Origin of the sequence: Nonomuraea deserti (genome assembly GCF_004348685.1) — a bacterium.
Classification (GTDB): domain Bacteria; phylum Actinomycetota; class Actinomycetes; order Streptosporangiales; family Streptosporangiaceae; genus Nonomuraea; species Nonomuraea deserti.
In genome coordinates, this window is record NZ_SMKO01000161.1 from 1 (window position 1) to 24,263 (window position 24,263).

General features: G+C 72.3%; 27 protein-coding genes. 17 read left to right on the forward strand and 10 right to left on the reverse strand.

Going from position 1 to position 24,263, the window contains the following annotated elements; all coding sequences use genetic code 11:
* Positions 1-57: 57 nt before the first annotated feature.
* Positions 58-642 (reverse strand): hemerythrin domain-containing protein, encoded by a 585-nt coding sequence (locus E1292_RS37975; RefSeq protein WP_246090613.1) that lies wholly within the window; start codon positions 640-642, stop codon positions 58-60.
* 192 nt (positions 643-834) lie between these two features.
* Here E1292_RS37975 and E1292_RS37980 point away from each other — a divergent pair, with 192 nt between their 5' ends.
* The gene (locus E1292_RS37980; protein ID WP_132602815.1) at positions 835-2,037 is read left to right on the forward strand and encodes a hypothetical protein; all 1,203 of its coding nucleotides are present in this window, start codon (positions 835-837) and stop codon (positions 2,035-2,037) included.
* A gap of 57 nt (positions 2,038-2,094) precedes the next feature.
* On the opposite strand, the gene E1292_RS37985 is transcribed toward E1292_RS37980, so the two are convergent.
* Entirely contained in the window at positions 2,095-2,556 is a 462-nt protein-coding gene (locus E1292_RS37985) for a DUF4396 domain-containing protein (RefSeq protein ID WP_132602818.1), read from the reverse strand.
* A gap of 358 nt (positions 2,557-2,914) precedes the next feature.
* Positions 2,915-3,679 carry an SDR family oxidoreductase gene (locus tag E1292_RS37990; RefSeq protein WP_132602821.1) on the reverse strand — a complete coding sequence of 255 codons (765 nt, stop codon included), beginning with the start codon at positions 3,677-3,679 and terminating at the stop codon, positions 2,915-2,917.
* Positions 3,680-3,744: 65 nt separating this feature from the next.
* Between E1292_RS37990 and E1292_RS37995 the strand changes: the two genes are divergently transcribed.
* Together E1292_RS37995 and E1292_RS38000 are read left to right on the forward strand one after the other, a co-directional pair.
* Positions 3,745-4,371 (forward strand): TetR/AcrR family transcriptional regulator, encoded by a 627-nt coding sequence (locus tag E1292_RS37995; protein ID WP_132602824.1) that lies wholly within the window; start codon positions 3,745-3,747, stop codon positions 4,369-4,371.
* A gap of 87 nt (positions 4,372-4,458) precedes the next feature.
* Positions 4,459-5,391, forward strand: a complete 933-nt coding sequence (locus tag E1292_RS38000) for a hypothetical protein (RefSeq protein WP_132602827.1) — start codon at positions 4,459-4,461, stop codon at positions 5,389-5,391.
* Here E1292_RS38000 and E1292_RS38005 read toward each other — a convergent pair.
* A complete protein-coding gene (locus E1292_RS38005; protein WP_132602830.1) occupies positions 5,323-5,922 on the reverse strand; it encodes a hypothetical protein in 600 nt (199 codons plus the stop codon). The two genes, E1292_RS38000 and E1292_RS38005, sit on opposite strands and share 69 nt — an antisense overlap.
* A gap of 288 nt (positions 5,923-6,210) precedes the next feature.
* On the opposite strand from E1292_RS38005, the gene E1292_RS38010 reads away from it, so the two are divergent.
* The 5 genes from E1292_RS38010 (at position 6,211) to E1292_RS38030 (ending at position 10,904) form a co-directional block, all read left to right on the forward strand.
* Positions 6,211-6,624 carry a TOBE domain-containing protein gene (locus E1292_RS38010; RefSeq protein WP_132602833.1) on the forward strand — a complete coding sequence of 138 codons (414 nt, stop codon included), beginning with the start codon at positions 6,211-6,213 and terminating at the stop codon, positions 6,622-6,624.
* Between the two features lie 11 nt (positions 6,625-6,635).
* Complete coding sequence (modA, locus tag E1292_RS38015) at positions 6,636-7,424, forward strand: molybdate ABC transporter substrate-binding protein (RefSeq protein ID WP_246090614.1); 789 nt, start codon at positions 6,636-6,638, stop codon at positions 7,422-7,424.
* 6 nt (positions 7,425-7,430) lie between these two features.
* Positions 7,431-8,282 (forward strand): ABC transporter permease, encoded by an 852-nt coding sequence (locus tag E1292_RS38020; RefSeq protein WP_132602836.1) that lies wholly within the window; start codon positions 7,431-7,433, stop codon positions 8,280-8,282.
* Complete coding sequence (locus E1292_RS38025; protein WP_132602839.1) at positions 8,279-9,310, forward strand: ABC transporter ATP-binding protein; 1,032 nt, start codon at positions 8,279-8,281, stop codon at positions 9,308-9,310. The genes E1292_RS38020 and E1292_RS38025 overlap by 4 nt, the downstream gene beginning before the upstream one ends.
* A gap of 337 nt (positions 9,311-9,647) precedes the next feature.
* Positions 9,648-10,904 (forward strand): erythromycin esterase family protein, encoded by a 1,257-nt coding sequence (locus tag E1292_RS38030; protein WP_132602842.1) that lies wholly within the window; start codon positions 9,648-9,650, stop codon positions 10,902-10,904.
* A 73-nt stretch (positions 10,905-10,977) separates the two neighbouring features.
* On the opposite strand, the gene E1292_RS38035 is transcribed toward E1292_RS38030, so the two are convergent.
* On the reverse strand, positions 10,978-11,415 hold the full coding sequence (locus tag E1292_RS38035; protein WP_500690527.1) for a carboxymuconolactone decarboxylase family protein: 438 nt from the start codon (positions 11,413-11,415) through the stop codon (positions 10,978-10,980).
* A gap of 94 nt (positions 11,416-11,509) precedes the next feature.
* Between E1292_RS38035 and E1292_RS38040 the strand changes: the two genes are divergently transcribed.
* Both E1292_RS38040 and E1292_RS38045 read left to right on the forward strand, forming a co-directional pair.
* Positions 11,510-12,388 carry a sigma-70 family RNA polymerase sigma factor gene (locus E1292_RS38040; protein ID WP_132602848.1) on the forward strand — a complete coding sequence of 293 codons (879 nt, stop codon included), beginning with the start codon at positions 11,510-11,512 and terminating at the stop codon, positions 12,386-12,388.
* A 126-nt stretch (positions 12,389-12,514) separates the two neighbouring features.
* Complete coding sequence (locus tag E1292_RS38045) at positions 12,515-12,712, forward strand: hypothetical protein (RefSeq protein ID WP_132602851.1); 198 nt, start codon at positions 12,515-12,517, stop codon at positions 12,710-12,712.
* Positions 12,713-12,820: 108 nt separating this feature from the next.
* Here the strand turns inward: E1292_RS38045 and E1292_RS38050 are convergent, their stop codons facing one another.
* Positions 12,821-15,787, reverse strand: coding sequence for an FAD-binding and (Fe-S)-binding domain-containing protein (locus tag E1292_RS38050; RefSeq protein ID WP_132602854.1), 2,967 nt, complete (start codon positions 15,785-15,787; stop codon positions 12,821-12,823).
* On the opposite strand from E1292_RS38050, the gene E1292_RS38055 reads away from it, so the two are divergent.
* The 3 genes from E1292_RS38055 (at position 15,786) to E1292_RS38065 (ending at position 17,699) form a co-directional block, all read left to right on the forward strand.
* Positions 15,786-15,968 (forward strand): hypothetical protein, encoded by a 183-nt coding sequence (locus tag E1292_RS38055; protein WP_132602857.1) that lies wholly within the window; start codon positions 15,786-15,788, stop codon positions 15,966-15,968. The two genes, E1292_RS38050 and E1292_RS38055, sit on opposite strands and share 2 nt — an antisense overlap.
* 151 nt (positions 15,969-16,119) lie before the next feature.
* The gene (locus E1292_RS38060) at positions 16,120-16,491 is read left to right on the forward strand and encodes a YciI family protein (protein ID WP_132602860.1); all 372 of its coding nucleotides are present in this window, start codon (positions 16,120-16,122) and stop codon (positions 16,489-16,491) included.
* A complete protein-coding gene (locus tag E1292_RS38065; protein ID WP_132602863.1) occupies positions 16,488-17,699 on the forward strand; it encodes an RNA polymerase sigma factor in 1,212 nt (403 codons plus the stop codon). Before E1292_RS38060 ends, E1292_RS38065 begins: the two co-directional genes overlap by 4 nt.
* Here the strand turns inward: E1292_RS38065 and E1292_RS38070 are convergent.
* Entirely contained in the window at positions 17,696-18,133 is a 438-nt protein-coding gene (locus tag E1292_RS38070; protein ID WP_165974961.1) for a cytochrome d ubiquinol oxidase subunit II, read from the reverse strand. The two genes, E1292_RS38065 and E1292_RS38070, sit on opposite strands and share 4 nt — an antisense overlap.
* A gap of 270 nt (positions 18,134-18,403) precedes the next feature.
* Between E1292_RS38070 and E1292_RS38075 the strand changes: the two genes are divergently transcribed.
* The 4 genes from E1292_RS38075 to E1292_RS38090 all read left to right on the forward strand — a co-directional run bounded on the left by E1292_RS38075 (position 18,404) and on the right by E1292_RS38090 (position 22,119).
* Positions 18,404-19,411: an ABC transporter substrate-binding protein gene (locus tag E1292_RS38075; RefSeq protein ID WP_132602869.1), complete on the forward strand. Its 1,008-nt coding sequence runs from the start codon at positions 18,404-18,406 to the stop codon at positions 19,409-19,411.
* The gene (locus E1292_RS38080; protein WP_132602872.1) at positions 19,408-20,508 is read left to right on the forward strand and encodes a FecCD family ABC transporter permease; all 1,101 of its coding nucleotides are present in this window, start codon (positions 19,408-19,410) and stop codon (positions 20,506-20,508) included. The genes E1292_RS38075 and E1292_RS38080 overlap by 4 nt, the downstream gene beginning before the upstream one ends.
* Complete coding sequence (locus E1292_RS38085; protein ID WP_132602875.1) at positions 20,505-21,248, forward strand: ABC transporter ATP-binding protein; 744 nt, start codon at positions 20,505-20,507, stop codon at positions 21,246-21,248. The genes E1292_RS38080 and E1292_RS38085 overlap by 4 nt, the downstream gene beginning before the upstream one ends.
* A gap of 115 nt (positions 21,249-21,363) precedes the next feature.
* Positions 21,364-22,119 carry an SDR family oxidoreductase gene (locus E1292_RS38090; RefSeq protein ID WP_132602878.1) on the forward strand — a complete coding sequence of 252 codons (756 nt, stop codon included), beginning with the start codon at positions 21,364-21,366 and terminating at the stop codon, positions 22,117-22,119.
* A gap of 67 nt (positions 22,120-22,186) precedes the next feature.
* Here E1292_RS38090 and E1292_RS38095 read toward each other — a convergent pair whose 3' ends face one another.
* The 3 genes from E1292_RS38095 to E1292_RS38105 all read right to left on the reverse strand — a co-directional run.
* Entirely contained in the window at positions 22,187-23,104 is a 918-nt protein-coding gene (locus E1292_RS38095) for a hypothetical protein (protein ID WP_132602881.1), read from the reverse strand.
* Positions 23,101-23,586 (reverse strand): hypothetical protein, encoded by a 486-nt coding sequence (locus E1292_RS38100; RefSeq protein ID WP_132602884.1) that lies wholly within the window; start codon positions 23,584-23,586, stop codon positions 23,101-23,103. Before E1292_RS38100 ends, E1292_RS38095 begins: the two co-directional genes overlap by 4 nt.
* A 3-nt stretch (positions 23,587-23,589) precedes the next feature.
* Positions 23,590-24,263: nucleotide disphospho-sugar-binding domain-containing protein (locus E1292_RS38105; protein WP_281284124.1), on the reverse strand; the 674-nt coding region annotated here is incomplete at its 5' end.

Genomic DNA, 24,263 nt, shown 5'->3' on the forward strand with positions numbered 1-24,263 from the left:
CGCCCGGCCCCACCCCCAGGACCGTGCCGGGCAACCGGATGCCGCGGGCCGCCATGGTCAGGGATTTTTGCCCATCGCCTGGCGAACCACGTCACGGACGCGGTCCATCATCGCGACCGGGGTCCCGACCAGCACGTTCTTGACGGCCGATTCGGTGCCGGGGTGCGGATGGGTGGGGGCCATCGCCTCGGCGGCCTTGACCCCGGCGGCCATGCTGCGCCGCTCGGCCGCGCTGGTGTGGGCCCGGAGCTGGAGGAACTCGTACCGTTCCTCGCTGCGGGCGTGCGCCTCGACGGCGGCGCGCAACATCGCCAGGTTCTGCATGAAGTCGGGAGCGTCCGGGCCCGCCTCGTCCATCCGCGACAGCAGTTCCTTGGCTTCGTTCTCCTCGGCGAGCCGGTCGTCGACGACGGCGTCGCCGCCGTCGATGGTGCGGCGCGCGTGAGGATGGACGATCTCCTCCTCGGCGGTCTCGTGCACGGCCAGCATCCGCACCAGCCGGCTGAACGCCTCGTCGCGCCGGTCGGCGGGCGCCTGCTCGACCTCGTCGAACAGGTCCCGGATCATTCCGTGCTGGGCCTGCAGCAGGTCGATGACATCCGTCTCGTCCATCGTCTCCGGCGCCGTCTTCTGGTCGGTCATGGCGATCCTCCTCCGAGTCCAGGCGTGGCCTACCCAGCGGAAACGTCGGCACGCCCGCGCACGTCAAGGCGGGCGGAAATGCTTACCGAATCCGGAATCGCGGGCGGGAGCGCGCAGAGATTGGGCCGGGAAGCCTCGGGTAGGGCGGGCACTCCGCACCTCTCTCGGACCAGCGCGAAGGAGCGCACGCACATGACCTTCAATCCGCTTCAGGAGCGGGGCATCCCGCTGGACAAGCAGCTACGCAACTGGCGTGAGCTCAACGTCACGCCGACCGATCCCGATCACGCCGACCCGTACACGCGGTGCAGGATCATCACGATGAACGGCATCGAGGTGGAGGCGATCATGTTCAGCCACCACCTCGCCCGCCACTGTCCCGACGTGGAGCTGAAGCAGCAGTTGGCCCGCGTGCGTTACATCGAGGCGCAGCAGCAGAAGGCGGTCAACTGGCTGCTGCCCGGCCTGGCGTCGGTGCTGGAGACCACCATGGCCTACGAGCAGGTCGCCGTCGACCTGACCGCGTGGGTGGCCCGGATGGAGCCGGACGCGTATCTGAAGCAGGCCTACCAGTTCGGCGTGCTGGAGGACTTCGACCACCTCTACCGCTACGCCAACCTCTACGAGATGATCGAGCACCGCAAGGCCGAGAAGATCGTCGACCAGCTCACCGAGGTCATGCCCGGCCGGCCCACCTACCTGCACCACCGCAACCCCGTCGACAACGTGCGCGAGCCCTACGACAGGAGCTCGGCCGCGCCCATCTCCAAGCTGCACGCGCTGACCATCATGTCGGCCGAGCAGCAGACCATGAACTTCTACATGAACGTCGGCCCCATGTACATGGAGCCCATCGCCCGCCAGCTCTACCAGGAGATCGGCCTCATCGAGGAGGAACACGTCACCCACTACGAGTCGCTGGTCGACCCCGGCGAGAGCTGGTGGGAGATGCTGCTCAACCACGAGTACAACGAGTGCTACCTGTATCACTCGTTCATGGAGACCGAGTCCGACCCCAAGGTGAAGAACATCTGGGAGCTGCACCTCAACATGGAGCTGGAACACCTGCGGCTGGCGGCCGAGCTGTTCAAGCGGCACGACGGCCGCGACCCGGAGCAGGTGCTCGCGCCGGAACTGCCCGCCCCGGTGACGTTCGAGCCCAACAAGCAGTACGTGCGCGAACTCATCTCGACCCAGATCGACTACACCACTCTGGGCACCGGCTACGTGCAGGAAGCCCACGAACGCTTCGAGAAGATGCAGGAGGCGATCATGGGCGGCGAGAAGGCGCCTTCTGAGCGGGTCATCGACGACAACCGCGCCAAGTCCGGCCACGAATACCGGCTGCAGACCGAGGGGGAGCACCCGGTCCACAGTCTGGCGTACAACCGCTGATGCCCTTCGAGAGGCAGCGTCGTCGCGCACGGCCGGGCAGAGGAGACTGCCCGGCCGTCACGCTGGGCGCCTGTCCGGAGATCCAGGGGGCGCCGGCTGGCGATGGTAGGAGTGGATCACCGCGTGCCCCTTGCCGCGCCCGATGATCCACTTGTTGATCGGCGTCGTGACGAGGAACGCGACCAGCAGCGAGAACGCCAGGCTGCCCCAGAACAGCAGCGCGGCCAGCCCGGCGTCCATGGCGCCCGGGACCATGAGCATGATGCCGTTGTCGACGATCTCCATGATCAGGATCGACAGGGTGTCGGCGGCCAGCGCGAGCCGCAGCGCGCTGCGCCAGGTGACCCGAGCGCGGATCAGGCCGCGCATGGTGAGCGCGTAGCCGAAGACGAACGCCAGGGCGACGGCCAGCAGGATGCTGGGCACGTCGTGCCAGCCCAGCGCGGTGGCGATCACCATGCCGAGCACCTCGCCGATGGCGCAACCGGTGAGGCAGTGCAGGGTCGCTGACGCGGCCACTCCCCACGTCGCCTTGACCGGCTGCGCGTCTTGATACGTTCTGTCCTCGGCGCTCGTTTTCCTCCACCTCGTCGGGTCATCCGGCCGCTACCGGACCGGGCCGCACTGGCACGGCTGCTACCCACGCGGCTTCGGCTCCAACCGTCAGGTTACGTCCGACGGCTGAGGGCGGCTACCCGAGGGAGCGACGGCCCGCCAACCGCTGGGCCGCCGCGCGCGGGCGCGCCGCGATGGTCTCGGCCTGCGGGCGGACACGTGCCGCCGGCCCGGCGACGGGGCGGCACACCACCTTCCCCGAGGTTCCGCGCACCGGCGAAGACGGCCCGCGTCAGGCGCGCACCGGCGTCGACGGCCCGCGTCAGGCGCGCGGCCCGAGGAACAGCCCGCCGCTCGCGTCGATGACCTGGCCGGTGATCCAGCGAGCGGCGTCGGAGGCGAGGAACGCGACGACGTCGGCGACGTCGTCGGCCCCGCCCAGGCGGTTGAGCGCCGTCGACCCGGCGACGAGTTCGGCCAGGCCGGGCGCTTCGAAGAACGATCCGTTGGTCGCGGTCCTGGTGGCGCCGGGCGCGACGGCGTTCACCGTGATCCCCCGGGCTCCGAGCTCGTTGGCCAAGGTCATGCTCATCGTCTCGACCGCGCCCTTCGTCATGGCGAAGGACGTCTGGGAGGGGTTGGCCATCCGGGTGGTCACGGACGAGATCGTAATGATGCGGCCACCCTCGCGGAGCAGCGGCGATGCCCTCTGGATGATGAAGTACGGGGCTCGTACGTTGACCGCGAAGAGGTGGTCGAACTGCGCCCGCGTCGTGGCCCCGAGCGGGCCGGCGGGCGGGGCCGCCGCGTTGTTGACGAGGATGTCGAGCGGGCGCCCCGCCAGGCCGGCCTCGACGCCCGCGAAGAGCGTCTCGACGTCGTCGTCCACGCCCAGCTCCGTCTCGACGGCGAACGCGGCGCCGCCGGCGCGTTCGATCTCGCCGACCGTGGCCGCCGCGCCGTCCTTGTCCGTACCGAAGTGCACGATGACCGTCGCCCCCGCCACCGCCAGCCGGATCGCGATCGCCCGCCCGATGCCGCGCGACGCTCCGGTCACCAGGGCCGTCCTGCCGTTCAGGTCACTCATGCCATCACCTTCCCGTTAGTAACTACCCATTTGGTAGTCACTATCAATGAGGTAATGTCTACCACATGGCCGATCAGCACGCACCGTTGCGAGCGCGGCGGAGAGCCGAGACGCAGCGCACGATCCAGGTGCACGCCGTACGACTGTTCGCCGAGCGCGGCTACGACGCCACGACCATGGCCGACGTCGCCGCAGCCGCCGGAGTGTCACCCATGACCGTCTACCGGCACTTCCCCACGAAAGAGGACCTGGTGCTGGTCGACCAGCACGCCCGGCTCGTCGCCGAGCGGATCGTCGCATCGTCCGCCGAGCAACCCCTGGTCCGCCGCATCGGCAGCGCGCTCATCGACTCGGCCGCGATGCTGACCGGCGGCGACCCGGAGAGCAGACGGTTCCTGCTCGCCCGCCTCCGGCTGATGATCTCGACGCCGGCGTTGCGGGCCAGGCACCTGGACAACCACTACGCCCTCCAGCAGGCCATCGTCGACGCCCTCGACGGCGACGCCGCCGACCCCGACACGGCGTTCCACGTACAGGTGGTGGCGAGCGCCTGCCTGGCCGCCCTGCACACGGCCCTGGTGCGCTGGGCCGTGGACGACGGGCGCACCGAGCTGTCCGGCCTGATCGCGAAGGCGCTCGCCGCGGCCTTCGGCGATGACGCCGTCGAAAACCGCGCCGGCCGCACCGTCTAGGAGTCCGCGACCGTCCCGTTCCGGGACCGGTCCCCGCACCTGCCCCTTAGCGTTGCTTCTCCGCTCGTCGGATCAGAAGGAGGGCGGATGGCAGTCGTACGGGATCTGGGCACGCCGGTGAAGCGTCACGAGACCGACATCCGGCGCAGGAAGCGGATCTTCCTGGTCGCGGTCCCCCTCGGCGTGCTCGCCGCGTGCCTGGGCATCCTCATGGTGGCGGCCCTCGGCGGACCGGCCGTGACCGGCGGTGCCACCGTCATACCCGGTGTCGTTCTGGGGATGGGCCTGGGCGCGTTCGGTGCGGGCCTGTGGCAGGGACTGCTGTCCGTCACCCGTCCGGACGAGGCCTTCACCCTCTACGAAGGCGGTCTGGCCCACAGCTATGCCGGCAGGTGCCGGGCGATCAGCTGGGACGAGATCGCCAAGGTCATCGACCACAGCAGGGACAACCTGCTCAACCGGGCGCTCGGCGGTGACGTGCACTACCGCGTCAAGCTCCGTTGCGCCGTCGGCGGGCGGCGGGTGTTGGTGATCACCGGCCTCACCGAGGACGCCGCCTGGCTCGGCGAGATGGTGGAGCAGGCGGTGTGGGACCGCGACCATCCGCGGGCCTGCAACCGCCGACCGGCGGTCACGGCGCCGGGTCTCGCCGTGTCAGGCGCTGGCGGCCGCTCGCCAGCGCGCCAGGATGCTCTCGTCGTCGGTGCTGCCGCGCCAGACGGCTCCCTCGGGAACGACGTGCGGGAGCCAGGTCGCGTAGTCGGGGGCGTCAGGGGCGATGTCGCGCGTGCCGTCCACGCGCGTCCCGTCCGGCAACACGCTCGACTCGGGCACCCGCAGGACTCCGCCGGCCAGCATGATGGCGGTCATGAACTGCGTCCCTCCCGTCTCACCGGTCACCGGTCCTTTCCTCAGGATAGCGCGCACGTTCAGCAGGGCAAGGAGATCCGGTCAGCCCATCCCATAGCGTCCCGATATCCACAGATAGGCGCGCTGAGCGGCATCCTCGTCCCCGAATAAGCTGATCAGGCGGCGAGCTCTCCCGGTGAGCACGCAGGCGAAGGCCTCGGCATAGAGCTCGGCCGCGTCCTGCCGGAAGGGCGGCGCCAGGCGCGGCGCGCGCGACGCGTGCAGCCGCGACCAGAACGCGCCGCGCGACGGCATGCCTTCCAGGTGGTCCGTGGCGTGCCCCAGCTCGTGCCCGGCCACGCTGACCGACGGGGACGGCACGCTGCCGACCCCGACGCGCCGCCGGTTGGGATCGTAGACGCCGGCGCTGCGCTCCCAGCCGCCTTGCTGGACCGGCAGCGCGACACCGCGAAGAGCCTCGAAGCCGGGCAGGTCGGGCACGGCGCCGGGCCCGACCACGATGCCGCCGTCCAGGTGTGCGGCCAGGCGGACCCCCAGGGCTCGCGGCACGGCGGACAACGTCATGACGGACAGGAGGACCTCAGCGGGCGGGAAGGTGCCGGGATGCCAGGCCCGGGTCAGCCGGCGCTCGAGCGCGCCCACGTGGAGCCAGCCCGGCCGCCCTCTGCTCTGGCCGGCCAAACCCATCTCCCCCGGTGTCCACCCTGCACGACCGCCCAGCCGTGCCCGCACCCGACGGGGCAAGAGCCGTCGACCGCGCGATCAACGTCGATGATCGCAAAGCACTCTAGCGAGGGTTGCGGCGCCGCGCATCCGCGCCGGTCGTTCACGGCCGCGGCCTCGTCGCCCGGCGGCGATCAGCCACCTGGGCCTACCTCGTGGATGCCATGGTAAAGCCGTGGTTCCGGCCGCTGTTGCGAGGGCAATCCGGTCTTCAGGGTGGAATACGCGGGAGGTATGGTGAGGGTTGTGACGACGTTCCGGATCAGCGAGGCCGCGGCGCTGCTCGGGGTCAGCTCCGACACGGTCCGCCGGTGGGTGGACGCGGGCCGGCTGGGCGCCGAGCGGGACGAGCACGGCCACCGGCGGGTCGACGGCGCCGACCTGGCGGCCTTCGCCCGTTCCCAGGTCGGGACAGCCGGCGACGGAGGCCGCTCCTCGGCGCGCAACCGCTTCCGCGGGATCGTCACCGAGGTGATCCGCGATGCGGTGATGGCGCAGGTGGAGATCGCCGCCGGGCCGTTCCGGGTGGTGTCGCTGATGAGCCGCCAGGCCGCGGACGAGCTGGGCCTGGAGGCGGGGGTGGTGGCGGACGCGGTGATCAAGTCCACCAACGTCGTCGTGGAGATTCCCGGTCACGATCGCGTGGCCGGTCACGTGTGAGGAGCACTCCTGTGGTGTTCAGGCGTCTTCCCCGATGGGCGATCGTCCTGCCCGTCATGCTCGCGCTGACGGCGCTGCCGGGTTGCGGCTCCGGCGCACCGGCCGCGTCGACGTCCGCCGGCGGGGGCGCGAAGGAAGTGACGGTGTTCGCGGCGGCGTCGCTGACCGAGACGTTCACCGAGCTCGGCAAGACCTTCGAGGCCGCCCATCCGGGCACCACGGTGAGGCTCAACTTCGGCTCCAGCTCCACTTTGGCGCAGCAGATCATCCAGGGGGCGCCGGCCGACGTGTTCGCCTCGGCCAGCCCGGCCACCATGAAGGCGGTCACCGACGCCTCGCTGGCGGGCTCGCCCACCACATTCGTACGGAACAAGCTGCAGATCGCCGTGCCCGCCGGCAACCCCGCCGGGGTGGACGAACTGGAGGACCTGACCGCTCCCCAGGTGAAGGTGGCGCTCTGCGCCGAGCAGGTGCCGTGCGGCGCCGCGGCGGTCAAGGCGCTGGACGCGGCCGGCCTCGAGGTCACCCCGGTCACCCTGGAGCAGGACGTCAAGGCCACCCTGACCAAGGTCGAGCTCGGCGAGGTCGACGCGGCCCTCGTCTACACGACCGACGTGATCGCCTCGGGCGGCAAGGTGCGGGGCATCGCCTTCCCCGAGGCCGGCCAGGCGGTCAACGACTACCCGATCGCCGTCCTGGCGGAGGCACCGGCCGGTGATCCGGCCCGGCGGTTCGTCGACCTGGTGCTGTCGCCGCAGGGCGAAGACGTCCTGACCAAGGCCGGCTTCGAGGCTCCCTGATCACCGATGGGCTCTCCAGCGCAGCAGTCCCAGCCCGCCGGCCCGCGCGGCGGGCGTCCGGCCGCGGGCCGCGAGGTCCGCGGCCGGCTGCCGTGGATGCTGGTCGTTCCCGCACTCGCGGGGCTGGCCTTCCTGGTGCTGCCGCTGGCCGGACTGCTGATCCGCGCCCCATGGCCCACGCTGCTCGAGCGGCTGGCCGAGCCGCACGTGCTGGAGGCGCTGCGGCTGTCGCTCGTGTGCGCCACCATCGCCACCGTGGCCTGCCTGCTGCTCGGCGTACCGCTGGCCTGGCTGCTGGCCAGGGTGGAGTTCCCGGGACGGCGAGTGGTGCGCGCCCTGGTCACCGTGCCGCTGGTGCTGCCGCCGGTGGTGGGCGGCGTCGCCCTGCTGCTCGTGCTGGGCCGGCGCGGCCTGGTCGGGCAGTGGCTGGAGGCCGCCTTCGGCGTCACGCTGCCGTTCACCTCGGCGGGCGTGATCGTCGCCGAGGCGTTCGTCGCGATGCCGTTCCTGGTGATCAGCGTGGAAGGCGCGTTGCGCGGGGCCGACCAGCGCTTCGAGGAGGCCGCCGCCACGCTGGGCGCCTCGCGCTGGACGGTGTTCCGGCGGGTGACGCTGCCCATGGTCATGCCGGGCGTCGTGGCCGGCGCGGTGCTGTGCTGGGCGCGGGCGCTGGGCGAGTTCGGCGCGACGATCACGTTCGCGGGCAACTTCCCCGGCACCACGCGGACGATGCCGCTGGCGGTCTACCTGGCGCTGGAGACCGAGCCGGAGGCGGCCATCGTGCTCAGCCTGGTCCTGCTCGCCGTCTCGGTGGTCATCCTGGCCAGCCTGCGCGATCGGTGGGTGAACAGCCCATGACGCTGCGGGCGCACCTGGTGGTCGTCAGGCCCGCCTTCACCCTCGACCTCGCCATGGAGGTCGCGCCGGGAGAGGTCGTGGCGCTGCTGGGCCCGAACGGCGCGGGCAAGACCACCGCGCTGCGCGCCCTGGCCGGGCTGACGCCGCTGACGGGCGGCCACATCACCCTCGACGGCGGCGCCGTGCACGGCCTGGCCACCGAGCAGCGGCCGATCGGCATGGTCTTCCAGGACTACCTGCTGTTCCCGCACCTGTCCGCCCTGGACAACGTCGCGTTCGGGCCGCGCTGCCAGGGCGCCTCCAAGACCGAGGCCCGCCGCACCGCCGCCACCCTGCTGGAGCGGGTCGGCCTGGCCGGCCAGGCCGCCGCCAAGCCGCGCCACCTGTCGGGCGGCCAGGCGCAGCGGGTCGCGCTCGCCCGGGCGCTGGCCGTCCGCCCGCGCCTGCTGCTGCTGGACGAGCCACTGGCCGCCCTCGACGCCCACACCCGGCTGGAGGTCCGCTCCCAGCTGCGCCGCCACCTGACCGACTTCGACGGCGCCACCGTCCTGGTCACCCACGACCCGCTGGACGCCATGGTGCTGGCCGACCGGCTGGTCGTCATCGAGAACGGCGCCATCGTCCAGCAGGGCGCACCCGCCGCCGTCGCCCGCCGCCCCCGTACCGACTACGTCGCCCACCTGGTCGGGCTCAACCTCTACCGCGGGCAGGCCGACGACCGGCGCGTCAAGGTCGGCGAGCTGCTTCTCAGCACCAGCGAACCCCTGCGGGGACCCGCTTTCGTCGCCTTCCCGCCCGCCGCGCTCGCCCTCTACCGCACCCGCCCCGACGGCAGCCCCCGCAACCTGTGGCAGGCCCGCATCGAAGGCATCGAACGGCACGGCGACAACGTCCGCGTCCACCTCGACGGCCCGATCACGGCCTTCGCCGACATCACCCCCGCCGCCCTGGCCGAGCTCGACCTGATGCCCGGGCAGCAGGTGTGGGCGTCGGTCAAGGCCACCGAGACCCACGCGTACCCGGCCTGAACGGCCGGGGTCGCGGGCCGCTGACGATGCGCCGCTCGGCGGACCGGGGTGCATCGACGGCGGCCGGCGGGTGCTCGAAGTGTCGCCGTCTGCGCGCTTCCGGCTACCCGGGTCCCCACCCGGGTGGCCGCAGGTCTACAACCGGGGCGGCGGGTCCAACCCTGCGCCCGGCCGCACTCGACCCAGGTTCGATGACCCGGCGACCGCGCCTCCTGTGGACTTGACGCGTGATCGAGTTCGACCACGTCAGCCAGTCTCCCAAGGACGTCAAGGCGCCCGACGGCGTGCCCTGCACCGTCGGCCGGGCGTTCCCCGGACGTCAAGGAAGTGAACCGACATGAGCCCCAAGCTCGCCCGAACGCTCGCCGGCCTCGCCCTGATCGCCCTGCCGGCGACCGGCTGCGGAGGTGTGGACACCTCCCGAGTGACGCCCGACGCCGTGGTCCCGCTCGCCCAGGCCACGCTCTCCGACGCCGCCGGCAGGCGGGTGGTCGGGATCGGTGAGGCCACGCACGGCAACAAGGAGTTCGTCCAGACCCGCGCACTGATCATCCGGAAGCTGGTCACGGACCACGGCTTCCGCACCGTCGCCCTGGAGGCCGACTTCGGCGGCACGGCAGTGGCCGACGACTATGTCATGAAGGGCGAGGGCAGCGCGGAGGCCGCGGCCGCGGCGCTCGGCTTCGACATCTACCGCACCCGCGAGATGGCGGATCTGATCGAATGGATCCACGACCACAACGCCGCTGTCCCCGACGCGGACAAGGTGCGCCTCTACGGCTTCGACATGCAGCGCTACGACCGGAACAAGGACCGGCTTCTGCGCTATCTCGCCACGGCCGACCCCGCTCGGGTCGGCCCGGTCAAGGAGTCGCTGGCCGGCCTCACCGATGCCACCAGGTCCGATCAGGACAAGGCGGAGGTCACCGCGGCCGCCACCGCCGCCGAACGGCTCGTCGCCCACATGAAGGACAACCGCGAGACGTACGTGAGCCGCAGCTCCGAGGGATCGTTCGTGCTCGCCGTGCACCACGCCGAGACGATCCTGCGCGGCGCGCGGTTGCAGGTGTCCGGGGCCGACTACGCCGCCAAACGGGATGCCTGGATGGCCGGGAACGTCGGCTGGATCGCCGACCTGGAAGGCTCCCAGGGACGGAAGAAGATCATGGTGTGCGGCCACAACGGCCACATCGACAAGAGCGGCGCCGCGTTCCCGTTCGCGTCGATGGGGCGGCGGCTGGCCCAGACGTACGGCGAGGACTACTTCACGATCGGCACGGAATTCGGCACGAGCACCTTCGTCAGCAAGGACGAGGACTCCGGACGACGCAAGCAGTTCACCGTGAGCCACGACTCGCCCCTGGCCGCGCTGTTCGGCGACGAGCCGCTGGGCTACGTCAACGTCGCGCGGGCCTCCTCCAGGCCCGGCAACCGCGAGCTGCTCGCCTCGGAGATCCCGATGGGCAGCGTCGGCGACGGGTTCCGGTCGATCTACAGCCACCTGAGCTCGGCCTACACGGTCACGATGACGCCCGCCCAGGCCTACGACGCCCTGGTGTACGTGCCGAAAGCCGGCCCGGTCACGCCACTGTGACGGTGCCCCCGGGGCCGGAGGGGGCGTCGTCCGTCGCCGGTCAGGGCCGGCCGCGGACGGCGCCCCGCCCTGCTCACCAGGTCTTGCCGGCCTGCTGGCGTACCGCGCGGTTGATCCGGTTGAAGAAGTTGGTCAGCGCGATGTTCAGCACGAGCGCGGACAGTTGCTCGTCGCCGAAGTGGGCGGCGGCCGCGTCCCAGATCTCGTCGGTCACGCCCGGCGCCCCGTCCTGGATCCGGGTGGCGGCCTCGGTCAGCGCGAGCGCCGCCCGCTCCGCCTCGGTGAAGAAGGGGGTTTCGCGCCAGGTGACCACGTTGTGCAGCCGCTCGTCGGTCTCTCCCCGTTTCCTGGCCGACGCGACCCCCGCGTACACGCACGGGCTGCAGCCGTTGATCTGGCTGGCGCGCAAATGGACCAGTTCGAGGAGGAGCGGGTCGGCGCCGCCGGCGTGCACCGCCCTGTAGAGGTGCTGGATCGCCGTCATGACGTCGGCGTTCTCCGGGCTCTTCATCCGTGCTTCCATCGGTTCTGCCCTTCATCGGTTACGTGTGCCCGTCCGGGTCCGTCATCACCTATGACGGGGCGGTTCCGAGGAAGGTAACGACATGTCCGACACCAGCCCGGCGGCTCCGGTGGCCGAGGCGTTCGAGTCGCACCGCGACCGGCTGCGCGCGGTCGCCTACCGCATGCTGGGCTCGCACGCCGACGCCGACGACGTGGTCCAGGAGGCCTGGCTACGGCTCTCCCGCCAGGACCCGGCGGCCATCCACAACCTCGCCGGCTGGCTGACGACGGTGGTCGGCCGGATCAGCCTCGACGTCCTGCGCGCACGCCGGAGCCGCCCTGAGGCGTCCTACGACGACCGGCTGCCCGAGCTCGTCGTGGTGGCCGACGACGGCCTCGCGCCCGAGGACGACGTGGCGCTCGCCGACTCGGTGGGGCTCGCGCTCCTCGTCGTCCTCGAGTCGCTCCGGCCGGACGAGCGGCTCGCGTTCGTGCTGCACGACCTGTTCGCGGTGCCGTTCGACGACATCGGCCAGATCCTCGGCAAGTCCGCCGACGCCGCCAAGATGCTCGCCAGCCGGGCCAGGAAGAAGGTGCAGGCGACCGGGAAACCGGCGGCGGCCGGGCGCGAGCAGCGTGAGGTGGTCCAGGCGTTCCTGACGGCGGCTCGCCACGGCGACTTCGAGGGCCTGCTGCGCGTGCTCGACCCCGAGGTGAGGCTGACCGTCGACATCCCTGGCGGCAGGGTCGTCGTCCTCGGCGCCACCGAGGTCGCGGGCCGCTCGCGCGTGTCCTCCGGGGCGGCCGTACGGTACCGGGCGGTGCTCGTCAACGGCCTGCCCGGGATCGTCTCCTGGCGCGAGGACGGCACTCCGCTGTCGGTGCTCGCGTTCACCGTCGCCGACGGCCGCATCGCCGGCATCACGGTCCTGGCCGACCGGACGCGGCTGGCGGCGATGATCCTGCCCGATCCAGCCTGAGTCGCCGCCGGGGCGGAAACGGCACATCTCCCGAACACACCGGGCGAGGCGGTCACAGTGATCAGCATCATCGTCACATAGGGTAACTGGCAATCACTTTCCGTCACTGCCTGTGGAGGCAACACCATGAAGTCCACTGCCCGTATGACCGCCATCCTGGCCACCGGCGCCATGCTGACCGTCGCGCTCGCCACTCCCGCCGCCGCCGCCCCGGCCCCGTCAGGGGACCTGCTCGGCTCGCTGCTCGCCCAGGTGGGCAACCTCCTCGGAGGCATCCTGGGCGGAGGGGCGCTCGGCACCATCCTTCCCGGCCTCCTCGGCTGAGCGGCCGAGCGGCCGAGCGGCCGAGCCCGAGTCTCGCCGGCAGCCGGCGCGCGCCCGTCCGTGGACGCCCGTGCGCGGGCCGTCGCGGGCAGGCCTTCCCCCCGTCCATCACGTGTCTTCGGCCGGGCCGGCTCCGGGCCTCAGGTGGGCGGCGAGAAGTTCGGCCAGGTGCAGCGGGCGGCGTTCGGGAGCGGTGTGGTTGATCTGGGTACGGCAGCTGAAGCCGTCGGCCAGGATCACCGTGTCCGCGCCGGCGCCGCGGATGGCGGGCAGCAGCTCGTGCTCGGCGCAGGCCAGTGACACCTCCATGTGCCCGGCGGTGAAGCCGAAGTCGCCCGCCAGGCCGCAGCAACCTCCCACGGTGCTCAGCCGGGCCCCGGCGCGGGCCAGCAGATCATGGTCGGCCTGGTGGCCGAGGACGGCGTGCTGGTGGCAGTGCGGCTGGCCGAGGACGTCACGGTCGATGGCGGGCGGCTGCCAGCCGTCGGTGCGCGTCAGCAGTTCGGCCAGCGTCGTGGTCTGCTCGGCCAGGCGCGCGGCGTCGCGGTCGTGCGCCAGCAGGGCCGGGGCGTCGTCGCGGAAGACCGCCGTGCAGCTGGGCTCGAGGCCGACGACGGGGATGCCCTGCCGCAACAGCGGCGCGAGCGTGCGCAGCGTGCGGCGCAACATCCGCTTGGCGACGCCGAGCTGGCCGGTGGAGATCCAGGTGAGCCCGCAGCACAGGGTGCGCGGCGGGATGAGCACCCGGTAGCCGGCGGCTTCGAGCACCGTGACGGCGGCGGCGGCGATGCGCGGCGCGAGGTTGTCGGTGAAGGTGTCGGGCCACAGCAGCACGCTGCCGCGCTCGCCGGTGCCGCGCGGACCGCGCCGCCGGTAGGAGTCGCTGAAGCGGGTACGGGCGAAGGCCGGCAACGATCGGCGGGGTTCGATGCCGCCCAGCCGCTTGACCAGCCCGGCCAGGCCGGGAGCGTGCGTCAGCGCGTTGACCGCGCCCGGCGCGAAGGCGGCCAGCCGGGCCCACAGCGGCAACCAGCCCATGCTGTAGTGGGCCGCGGGGCGCAGCCGGTGCGCGTAGTGGTGGGCGAGGAACTCGGCCTTGTAGGTCGCCATGTCCACGTTCATCGGGCAGTCGTGCTTGCAGCCTTTGCAGGCCAGGCACAGGTCGAGCGCGTCGCGTACCGCCTCGGAGCGCCAGCCGCCGGCGACGGGGGTGTCGGCGTGGCCGTTGAGCATCTCGAACAGCAGCCGGGCCCGGCCGCGGGTGGAGTGCTCCTCCTCGCCGGTGGCCCGGTAGGAGGGGCACATGACGCCGCCGGTGTGGCTGCGGCACTGGCCGACGCCGACGCAGCGCATCACGGCCCATTGGAAGCTGCCCTCGTCGTGGGGGTAGCCGAATTCCACGGCGGGTTCCACGGGCGTCCACGCGCTGCCGAGGCGCAGGTCGTCCGTCGCCGCGTTCGGCGGCCCGTACGGGGCGACGATCTTGCCGGGGTTCATCCGGTTCTCGGGGTCGAAGAGGGCTTTGACCTCGCCGAAGGCGGTCATGACGTCGGGGCCGAACATGACGGGGAGGAACTCGGCCTTGGACTGGCCGTCGCCGTGCTCGCCGGACAGGGAACCGCCGTAGGAGACGACCAGGTCGGCGGCGCGGCGCAGGAAGGCGTGGAAGGCGGCGACGCCGTCGGCGGTCACCAGGTCGAAGGGGATGCGGGTGTGCACGCAGCCCTGCCCGAAGTGCCCGTAGAGCGCGGCGTCGCCGTAGCCGAACTCGGCGAGCAGGCGGCGCAGGTCACGCAGGTAGTCGCCGAGCCGCTCCGGTGGCACGGCCGAGTCCTCCCACCCTTCCCAGGTCACCCGCATGTCCGGGACGCGGGCGGTGGCGCCGAGCCCGCCCTCGCGCAGGGCCCACAGCTGCCGTTCGGCCTCTTCGTCGTCGAAGGAGGACACGTGCGGTTGGTGCCTGCTGCCGCGCAGGTCGCCGATGAGCGCGTGGGCGCGCCGGTCGGCCTCCTGCCGGGTGCGTCCGGCGAAGGACACCATGAGCCAGCCGCCGCCTTCGGGCAGCCTGGCCAGCGCGTCGGCGTTCATGTGCCGGCGGCGTTCGTCGTTGATCAGCTTGTCGTCCAGCCCTTCCAGCTGCAGCGGACGGTGGGCGGCGACGCGCGGCACGGCCTCGGCGGCGGCGACGACGTCGGGATAGCCGAGCAGGACCAGCGTCTCGTTCTCCGGCACCGGCACGAGCTTCAGCTCCGCCCGCAGCACGGTCACCAGTGTGCCCTCCGAGCCGACCAGCGCCCGGGCGAGGTCGAAGGGCCCGCCGGGCAGCAGCTGGTCGAGGTTGTAGCCGGACACCCGGCGCGGGATGTCGGGGAAGCGGGCCACGATCTCGCGCGCGTGCGTGTCGGCGATCTCGCGCAGCCGCCGGTAGAGGTCGGCGCGGCGGCCGCCTGCCGCGAGGATGCGCGCGTACTCCTGCCGGCTGGTGGGGCCGACCCACATGCGCGTCCCGTCGTAGGTGAGGACTTCCAGGCGGGCGACGTTCTCGGAGGTCTTGCCGTAGGCCTGGGCGGTCGAGCCGCAGGAGTTGTTGCCGATCATGCCGCCGATCGTGCAGTGGGAGTGGGTGGACGGGCGCGGCCCGAACATCAGGCGCGTGTCCGCGAGCCGCCGGTTGAGCTCGTCGAGCACGATGCCGGGCTCGACCACGCACGTCGCGGCCTGCTCGTCGACGGAGACCAGGCGGTCGCAGTACTTCGACCAGTCGATGATCACGGCGACGTTGCAGCTCTGCCCGGCCAGGCTCGTGCCGCCGCCGCGTGAGGTGATCGGCGCGCGGTGCTCGCGGCAGACGGCCACGGCCTCGGCGGCCGCCTCCACGGTGCGGGGCACGACCACGCCGAGCGGGACCATCCGGTAGTTGGAGCCGTCGGTCGAGTAGGCGCCGCGGCTGCCGGGATCGAAGCGTACCTCCCCGTCCACGCGGGACCGCAGGTCCCGCTCGAGGTCCCGCACGCGCACGTACGGCTGGCCGTCGCGGCGGCGTACGGGGGCGGGAAGGTGCTCGGTCCTGGCCATGGCCCATCACTTCCCCAGCTGGTACGACGTGTCATCGGAGTGCCGCCTGCCCCCTCGCACGGGCCTGAATCCCGACCCCTCGGAAGATCACTTCTTTACGCCGGACGACGTCTGCCGGGGTGCCATCCAGCGGTTCGACGTGCTGCGCGCCTGCCTCGGCCGGCTCGCCTATCCTGCGTGAGCAGGGAGGACGACATCGCGGCCCGGGGCGATGCGACGGCGAGAGAGCTCGTGCGAGAAGTTCCGGCGGGGATGTCAAGGCGGCGGTGGCGGCTCCGACCAACCGGTCGAAGGGGCCCAGCCGGGGCTCCGCGCAACACGAGGAGTACGACATGAAGTTCCTGATCAGCATGCACATCAACCCGGCCGTGCTGGACGCGCTGACCGACGAGGAGAAGGCGGCGATCGGCGACGGCCACGCCAGGTTCATCGAGGCGCTGAAGGAGTCCGGCGAGCTGATCAACACGCAGGCGCTGGTCGACCCTTCCCAGGCGGCGGTGGTGTCCGTGCGCAACGGCCAGCCCGTGGTGAGCGACGGCCCTTTCCTGGAGTCGAAGGAATACCTGGGCGGCTTCTACCTGATCGACTGCGAGAGCAAGGAGCGGGCGATCGAGCTGGCGGCGCAGATCCCGGACGCCGCGATCAAGGGGCTGGGGGTCGAGGTGCGGCAGGTCATGTTCGCTGACGGGCCGTCGGAGGCATGACGGCGCCGGCCGTCGAGGACCTGCTGCGTGCGCTCGCGCCGCAGGTCCTCGGCACGCTGGTACGCCGGCACGGCCAGTTCGAGGGGTGCGAGGACGCCGTGCAGGAGGCCGTGCTCGCCGCCACCGTGCAGTGGCCGGCCGAGGGGGTGCCGGACAACCCGCGCGGCTGGCTGGTGACCGTCGCGTCCCGGCGGCTCATCGACCAGATGCGCAGCGACCACGCGCGCCGCGAGCGGGAGTCGGCGACGGCCGCCGAGGTGGTGCCGGAGGACGTGCCGGGCACCGACGACACGCTCCTCCTGCTGTTCCTGTGCTGCCATCCGACGCTGACCGCGGCCTCCCAGACCGCCCTGACGCTGCGGGCGGTCGGTGGCCTCACCACTGCCGAGATCGCCCGCGCGTTCCTGGTGCCGGAGGCCACGATGGCGGCCAGGATCAGCCGGGCCAAGCAGCGCATCAAGGCCGCGGGCAGCTCGTTCAGCCTGCCGGATGGCGCGGAGCGGGAGGAGCGGCTGCGGGTCGTCCTGCACGTGCTCTACCTGATCTTCAACGAGGGTTACACCGCCTCGTCGGGCAGCGAGCTGCACCGCGTCGACCTCGCGCACGAGGCGATCCGGCTGGCCAGGATGGTCCACGGGCAGCTGCCCGGCGACGGCGAGGTGACGGGGCTGCTCGCGCTGATGCTGCTGACCGACGCCCGCAGGGAGGCGCGTACGACAGCGGCGGGCGACCTGGTGCCGCTGGCCGAGCAGGACCGCACGACGTGGGACCGCGGCCTGATCGACGAGGGCATCGAGCTGGTCAAGGCGTCGCTGGGCGCCCCGGCGCTGGGGCCGTACCAGTTGCAGGCCGCCATCGCCGCGACGCACGCCGACGCGGCGACGGCCGAGGAGACCAACTGGCCGCAGGTGCACGCGCTCTACCTGATCCTGGAACGGATCGCGCCCAACCCGATGGTCACGCTGAACCGGGCGATCGCGCTCGCCGAGACCGAGGGCCCGGCCGCGGGACTGGAACTGCTGTCCACGTTGGACGGTGACGAGCGGATGGCCGGGCATCACCGGCTGCTGTCCGTGCGGGCCCACCTGCTGGAGCGGACCGGCGACACGGCCGGTGCGTACGAGCTCTACCGGCGTGCCGCGAAGGCCACCGCGAGCATCGCCGAGCAACGCTACCTGGAGTCCCGGGCCGGCCGGGTGCGGCCCTAGCGCGGGTTGACCGTTCGGAACCACGCGTTGCTGTCCGGGAGGAACTGCAGCACGATCGCCGGGGCGACGAACAGCACGGTCCAGATGCCGAACAGCGACACGGCCCCCAGCACGGTCAGCGCGGTCCGGGCGCCCGTGCTGCCCTGCCGCATGAGCTTGGCGAGGACGATCAGGGCCACGGCGACGCCGATCCACAGGAGCAGGGCGATCGGCCCCGTGCTCAGAGGGGGCGAGTCAGGGCTGAGGGCCGTGAAGATCACGCCGGCGGCCAGCAGCGCCCCGAAGCAGATCCACACCGTCGAAGCGATCGTCACGGTCCGCGGCGGGGGCGTGCAGTAGACGCTCGCGTCGTGCTCGGGCGGCTCGTCCTGCTCGGGCGACTCGTCCTGATCGGGCGGCTCGTCCTGATCGTGTGGCCCGTGCTCGCTCGTCATGGTCACGCAGTCTTCCACAGGGCTCTCGGGACCGGTACCGAGCCGCCGTCCGCGCCGTTCCGATCTGGCCGGCAGGGCGTGCGCGGTGTGGTGACGCGACCTGATGCGGCTTGATGCAGCTTGCTGGCAATTGCGGCATATGTGCAAAATGAGGTCGTTCGTCGCGTCACCATCGCTCGACCTCTCACCTCCGGAGACTCACCACATGAGCCGCACCCCAGCCATGCCGATCACTCGCGACAGCGCGCCGCTGAAGGCGGTCGCCGGATCATGAGAAGGTTGCTCGTCCTGGTGGCGGCCCTGACGCTGACCGCCTGCGGGCAGGCGCCCGCCACGCAGGAGACCGATACCGCCGCGGCGCCGCGGCCCGGTTTCCCCGTCACGGTCGAGAACTGCGGGCGCACCCTCACCTTCGACCAGCCGCCCGCCAAGGTCGTGACCGGCTATCACCCGTCCCTGGAGACGCTGCTCGCCCTCGGCCTGGGCGACCGGATCGCCGGTCGTACGAACTTCTCCGAGAGCGCGTTCCTGCCCGGCCAGAAGGAGTCGTACGACAAGATCCCGGAGATCTCGCCGACGATCATGCTCCCCCAGAAGGAGGTCATGCTCGCCCAGGGCGCCGACTTCGTCCTGGACAACGCGATGGCCAGCTTCGACGCCGGCGGCGGCTACGCCACCGTGGAGGAGCTGGACGCCGCGGGCTCCCCGGTGTACATCCTGGGCGGCTGGTGCAGCCCGGAGGAGACGCTCGAGTTCACCCTCGAGGACACGTTCACCGACCTGCACAATCTCGGCAAGATCTTCGGCGTCCCCGCCCGCGCCGCCGGACTGGTCGCCGAGCTGCGCGGCCGGCTCGACGACGTACGCGAGCGCGTCGCCGCCCGGCCGCCGGTCAAGGTGCTGGCCACCGACGGCGGCAAGGGCCCGGTCAACGCCTACGGCGGCGCCGGCATCACCAACCAGATGATCACCGCCGCCGGCGGGGTGAACGTGCTGGCCGGCGTCAGGGGCGACTACACCGAGGTCAGCGTGGAGCAAATCAGCGCCGCCCAGCCCGACGCGATCCTGGTCAGCGAGTACGCCACCCTGCGGGGCGAGACGATGCCGACCGTGCAGGCCAAGACCGCCGACGCCCTCGCCATCGCCAGGAACAGCCCGGCGGCCAGGGCCGAGCGGGTGCTCCCCGTGCCGGTCGCGGCCCAGCATCCCGGTTACCGCAACCTCCTCGCCATCACCGACATCGCCCGATTCCTGCACCCCGACGCGTTCACCTCATGACCAGCGAGACAAGGCAGGCGCCGGCCACGGCCACGACCGCCGGAAGGCCGCGCCGGCGCGGCGGCCGGTTCGCGGCGCTCGTCGTCGCGCTGGCCGTGGCCGTGGTCGCCGCGACGTGGCTGGCGGTGAGCATCGGCGCCGTGCACGTCGCGCTGCCGCAGGCGTGGGGCATCGTCGCCGACCGGCTGGTGCCCGGCCTCGTCCCGCGTACGTGGACGCCGGTGCAGGCGCAGATCGTGTGGGAGTTCCGGCTGCCGCGCGCCCTGCTGGCACTCCTGGTCGGGGCGGGGCTGGCGGTGGTCGGAGCGGTGCTGCAGGCGCTGGTGCGCAACCCGCTGGCCGACCCGTTCCTGCTCGGCGTCTCGTCCGGCGCGTCCTTCGGCGCGGTGCTCGTGCTCATCCTGGGCGCCTCCACGCTGGGCGGGCTGTCGCTGTCGGGCGCCGCCTTCGCGGGCTCGCTCCTTGCCCTGGGCCTGGTGTACGCGCTGGCCCAGCGCTCGGGCCGGCTCACCCCGTCGCGGCTGGTGCTGGCCGGGGTCGCGCTGGCGTACCTCTTCCAGGCCCTCTACAGCTTCGTGCTGCAGCAGGCACAGAGCGGGCGGGCGGCGCAGCAGGTGCTGTTCTGGCTCATGGGCAGCCTGGGCGGGGCCCGCTGGCACATGTTGCCGCTGCCGACCGTCGTGCTGGTCGGGGGCCTGGTCTACCTGCTGTTGCAGCACCGCCGGCTCAACGCGCTCACCGCCGGCGAGGAGACCGCCGTCTCCCTCGGCGTGAACGTCGCCCGCCTGCGGATCACGCTCTTCGTCCTCACCTCCCTGCTGGTCGGCGTCCTGGTGGCCACCAGCGGCGCGATCGCGTTCGTCGGGCTGATCGTGCCGCACGCGGCCCGCCTGCTCGTCGGCGCCGACCACCGCAGGGTGCTCCCGGTCACGGCGCTGCTCGGGGCGGCGTTCCTGCAGCTCGTGGACGTCGCCGCGCGCACCGTGAACGCGCCGCAGGAACTGGCGCTCAGCATCGTCACCGCGCTGTTCGGGGTGCCGTTCTTCCTGTGGCTGCTGCGCCGGCGCTCGGTCGACCGGGCGGTGACCGTCGCATGATGCTCGACCTGCGCGGCGTCTCCGTACGCCTCGACGGCCGCCCGATCGTGCACGAGGCCGACCTCCTGGTCGACGCCAGCGAGTTCGTCGCCCTCGTCGGACCGAACGGATGCGGCAAGTCCACCCTGCTGCGGACGATCTACCGGGCCCTGCGTCCCTCAGCCGGGCTCATCAGCGTGGACGGCGACGACGTGCACGGCCTGTCCTGGCGCGAGTCCGCCCGGCGAACCGCCGTGGTGGCCCAGGAGACGCCCTCCGAGCTCGACTTCACCGTCGGCGAGGTGGTTCTGATGGGCCGCACGCCGTACGAACGTGTCCCAGCCGCCGACGAGGAGCGGTGCGCGCGGGCCCTCGACCGCGTCGGGCTCGCGGGCGCGGAGGAACGCGTCTACGCCACCCTGTCCGGCGGCGAGAAACAGCGCGCGCTCATCGCCCGCGCCCTGGTGCAGGAGACCCCCCTGCTCCTGCTCGACGAACCCACCTCCCACCTGGACATCCGCCACCAGCTGGAGATCCTGCACCTGGTGCGTGAGCTGGGCGTCGCCACGCTGGCCGTGCTGCACGACCTCAACCAGGCCGCCGCGTTCTGCGACCGCCTGTACGTCATGAGCGCCGGCCGCGTTCTCGCCGGCGGCCCGCCCGGCCAGGTCCTCACCCCCGACCTGATCTCCGAGGTGTACGGGGTGCGCGCCGTCCACCGCACCCAGCTCGTCTTCGAAAGGTTCAAGGAGGAGCCGTGACGCCGCCGCCCGGGGAAGATTTTCCGCGGGGGCTGTCACAAGCCCGAGGGTCCGCCCTGTCTTAGCTGGCGACCGGCCGGCACAGACGCCCCGGCGAACCCGAAAGGAAAGTGCCATGAAGATCGTTGTCATCGGCGGAACCGGCCTGATCGGCTCGAAGCTCGTGGCGAAGCTGCGCGACCACGGTCACCAGGCCGTGGCGGCCTCGCCGAACACCGGCGTCGACACCCTCACCGGCGAAGGGCTGGCCGAGGTGCTGGAGGGCGCGCAGGTCGTGGTCGACGTGTCGAACTCGCCGTCGTTCGAGCCCGCCGCCGTGCTGAACTTCTTCGAGACCTCCACCCGCAACCTGCTCGCCGCCGAGGCGGCGGCCGGCGTAGGCCACCACGTCGCGCTGTCGATCGTGGGAACGGAGCGGATGCCAGAGAACGGCTATTTCCGGGCGAAGATCGCCCAGGAGCAGCTGATCGAGAAGTCGGGCATCCCGTACTCGCTCGTGCACGCGACCCAGTTCTACGAGTTCGTCCGCGGCATCGCCGACGAGGCCGCGGTCGGCGACACGGTACGGATCGCTCCCGTGCTCTTCCAGCCCATGGCGGGCGACGACGTCGCGGCGGCGGTCGGCAGGGTCGCGGTGGGGACGCCCCTGAACGGCAGGACCGAGATCGCCGGGCCCGAGCAGTCCCGGATGGACGAGTTCTTCCGCGAGGCGCTGGCCGGCTGGGGCGACCCGCGCGAGGTGGTCACCGACCCGCACGCGCGCTACTTCGGCAGCGAGCTGGGAGAGCGCTCGCTGGTTCCCCTCGGCGACGCGACCCTCGGCAAGATCCGCTACCGCGACTGGGCCGCCCAGAACGCCTCCGGTAAGTAGCCGGGGCGGCACGGCGTGCCCGCGGGCCGGCCTCCCGCGGGCGTGTCCCGCGCGGTCGTGGCGCGGATCATCTGACCGCACCGCAGTGGGCGCGGATCAGCGCGATCACGGTGCCGGCGGTGCGGTCGAGGTAGCTACGGCCGCCGGGCAGCTCCCGCTCCAGGCTGATGTAGCTGCGCCGCCCGACGTGGGTGGCCGGTTCGAGCCGGTGCACGGTGACCTTTCCCGCGCGGACGGCCCGGTTCCATCCGCTCCGGCGGAACAGCCGCCAGCGCTGGGGGAAGATCCAGACGCTGACTCGCTCGATCCAGTCGTCGGCGCTGGTGAGCTGGTGCAGGTGACGGGCGTGGGTGAGATCGTTGGCGCCGTTGTGGAACCCGCCGACGGTGATCAGCAGGAGCGGGGCGCGCAGCCGGGTGTGCAGCTCCCCGGCCGCGCCGGTGGCGACCTGGGCGCCGCCGCTGTAGCTGAGCAGCACCACCGGTGTGCCGCTGCCCGGCCGGTAGCCGGCGAGGCGCAGCTGGTCGACGATCTGGGCGCCCACGGCGCGGTTGTACAGGGGACGGTACCGCCGGTCGGCGGCGACGAAGATCTGCATGACGTTGTGCAGGAACAGCAGGAGCCCGACGCGACGGCGGAGCCACGCCCACACGGGCCGGTCGCCCAGCGGGTCGGCCAGCGGGGAGTACGGCTGCACCTGACCCAGCACCCGCAGCTCGGGCGCCCCGGCGATCAGGGCGCTGACCAGCTGGCCACCGTCGCGGGTGTCGCGGAACCGGCGTTTCCCGATGCCGTCCAGATAGACCAGGTAGGCGTCCGGGGGACGGCCGGGATCCGCGCCGCGTGCGTAGGGCATGCCCTGCGGGAGCTCGGTCGTGGGCGTCCGCCAGCCGGCGGTGTACGCCATCACCTCGTAGCGGGCGAGCAGGGCCTCGGCGAGCAGGACCGGGCCGAGCACCAGGACGAGGAGCGGGAACTCGGTCATGTGAGCTCCCGCGCGGGGGTGCTGATCCGCACGACCAGGCGCCGTACGACGTCGACGGCGGCGGCGAGCCCGATCCCGGCGACGGCCACGCAACCCGCGGCAGGCCACCAGCTCAGCCCTGTCGTCGCGGCGAGCTGGGTCGCGAGGCCGGTCCCCACGCCGACGAGGAGCAGCAGGTGCAGCAGCGGCCCGAGCAGCGGGAACGCGATGACGGCGGCGAGCAGCAGCGGGACGACCAGGCCGGGCGTCCAGGTCAACGCGGCGACGCCCGACACGGGAGCCGACACCAGCAGTTCGGCGAGGGTCCACGCGGTCAGCGGCCACAGCGCGAACACGGCGCCCTCGACCACGGCGCCGGTCAGCAGGAGCAGGATCGCGTTCGACCGCGACACCCCCGGGCGGCGAGCCACCAGGGGCAGGATCCGCCCGGCGGACTCCGACAGCCCGGCGAGCAGCACCAGGACGACGACGGCCGGCGACATGGGTCAGCGCTCCTGCGGCGAATCCGCCGGAGCAGGCCAGCCGGCCGGGCGGTCCGCCGGAAGGTCGGCGGGACGGTCGGCCGGGCGGTCAGCGGGACGGTCGGGCAGGCGGTCAGCTGGGCGATCGGCCGGGCGGGAGGTCCGGTGCAGGTAGTGCTCGAGTTCGTCGGCGGCGCGCAGATAGCCGCCCGCCTCGCGCTGGGCGACCCGCAGGTCGGCCGCCGCGGCCCGGAAGCGTGGCTCGTCGAGCAGCCGCCGGGCGAGCGCGTTCACGGATTCCGCGGCGGCGTCCCCGGTGCGGATGGACAGGCCGGCGCCGAGCTCGACGACCCGCCGGGCCACCAGCGGCTGGTCCGCGCCCTGCGGGACCACCAGCATCGGGACCCCGGCGTGCATGGCCTCGTTGACGCTGTTCATCCCGCCGTGGGTGACGAACAGCGCGGCGCGGGCCAGCACCTCCGGTTGCGGCACGGAGCGGCGGGCGAGCACGTTGCCCGGCAGCGGCTCCAGCGCGGCCGGATCGGTGCGCCCGGTGGAGACGATCACGGTGCCGCCGAGCGGCGCGAGCGCGGTGGCGAACGTGCGCAGCAGCTCGGGGCCGGCGTCGAACACCGTGCCCAGCGAGGCGTACAACACCGGGGCCCGCAGGCGGTCGGCGGGGAACGACGGGTCGGGTG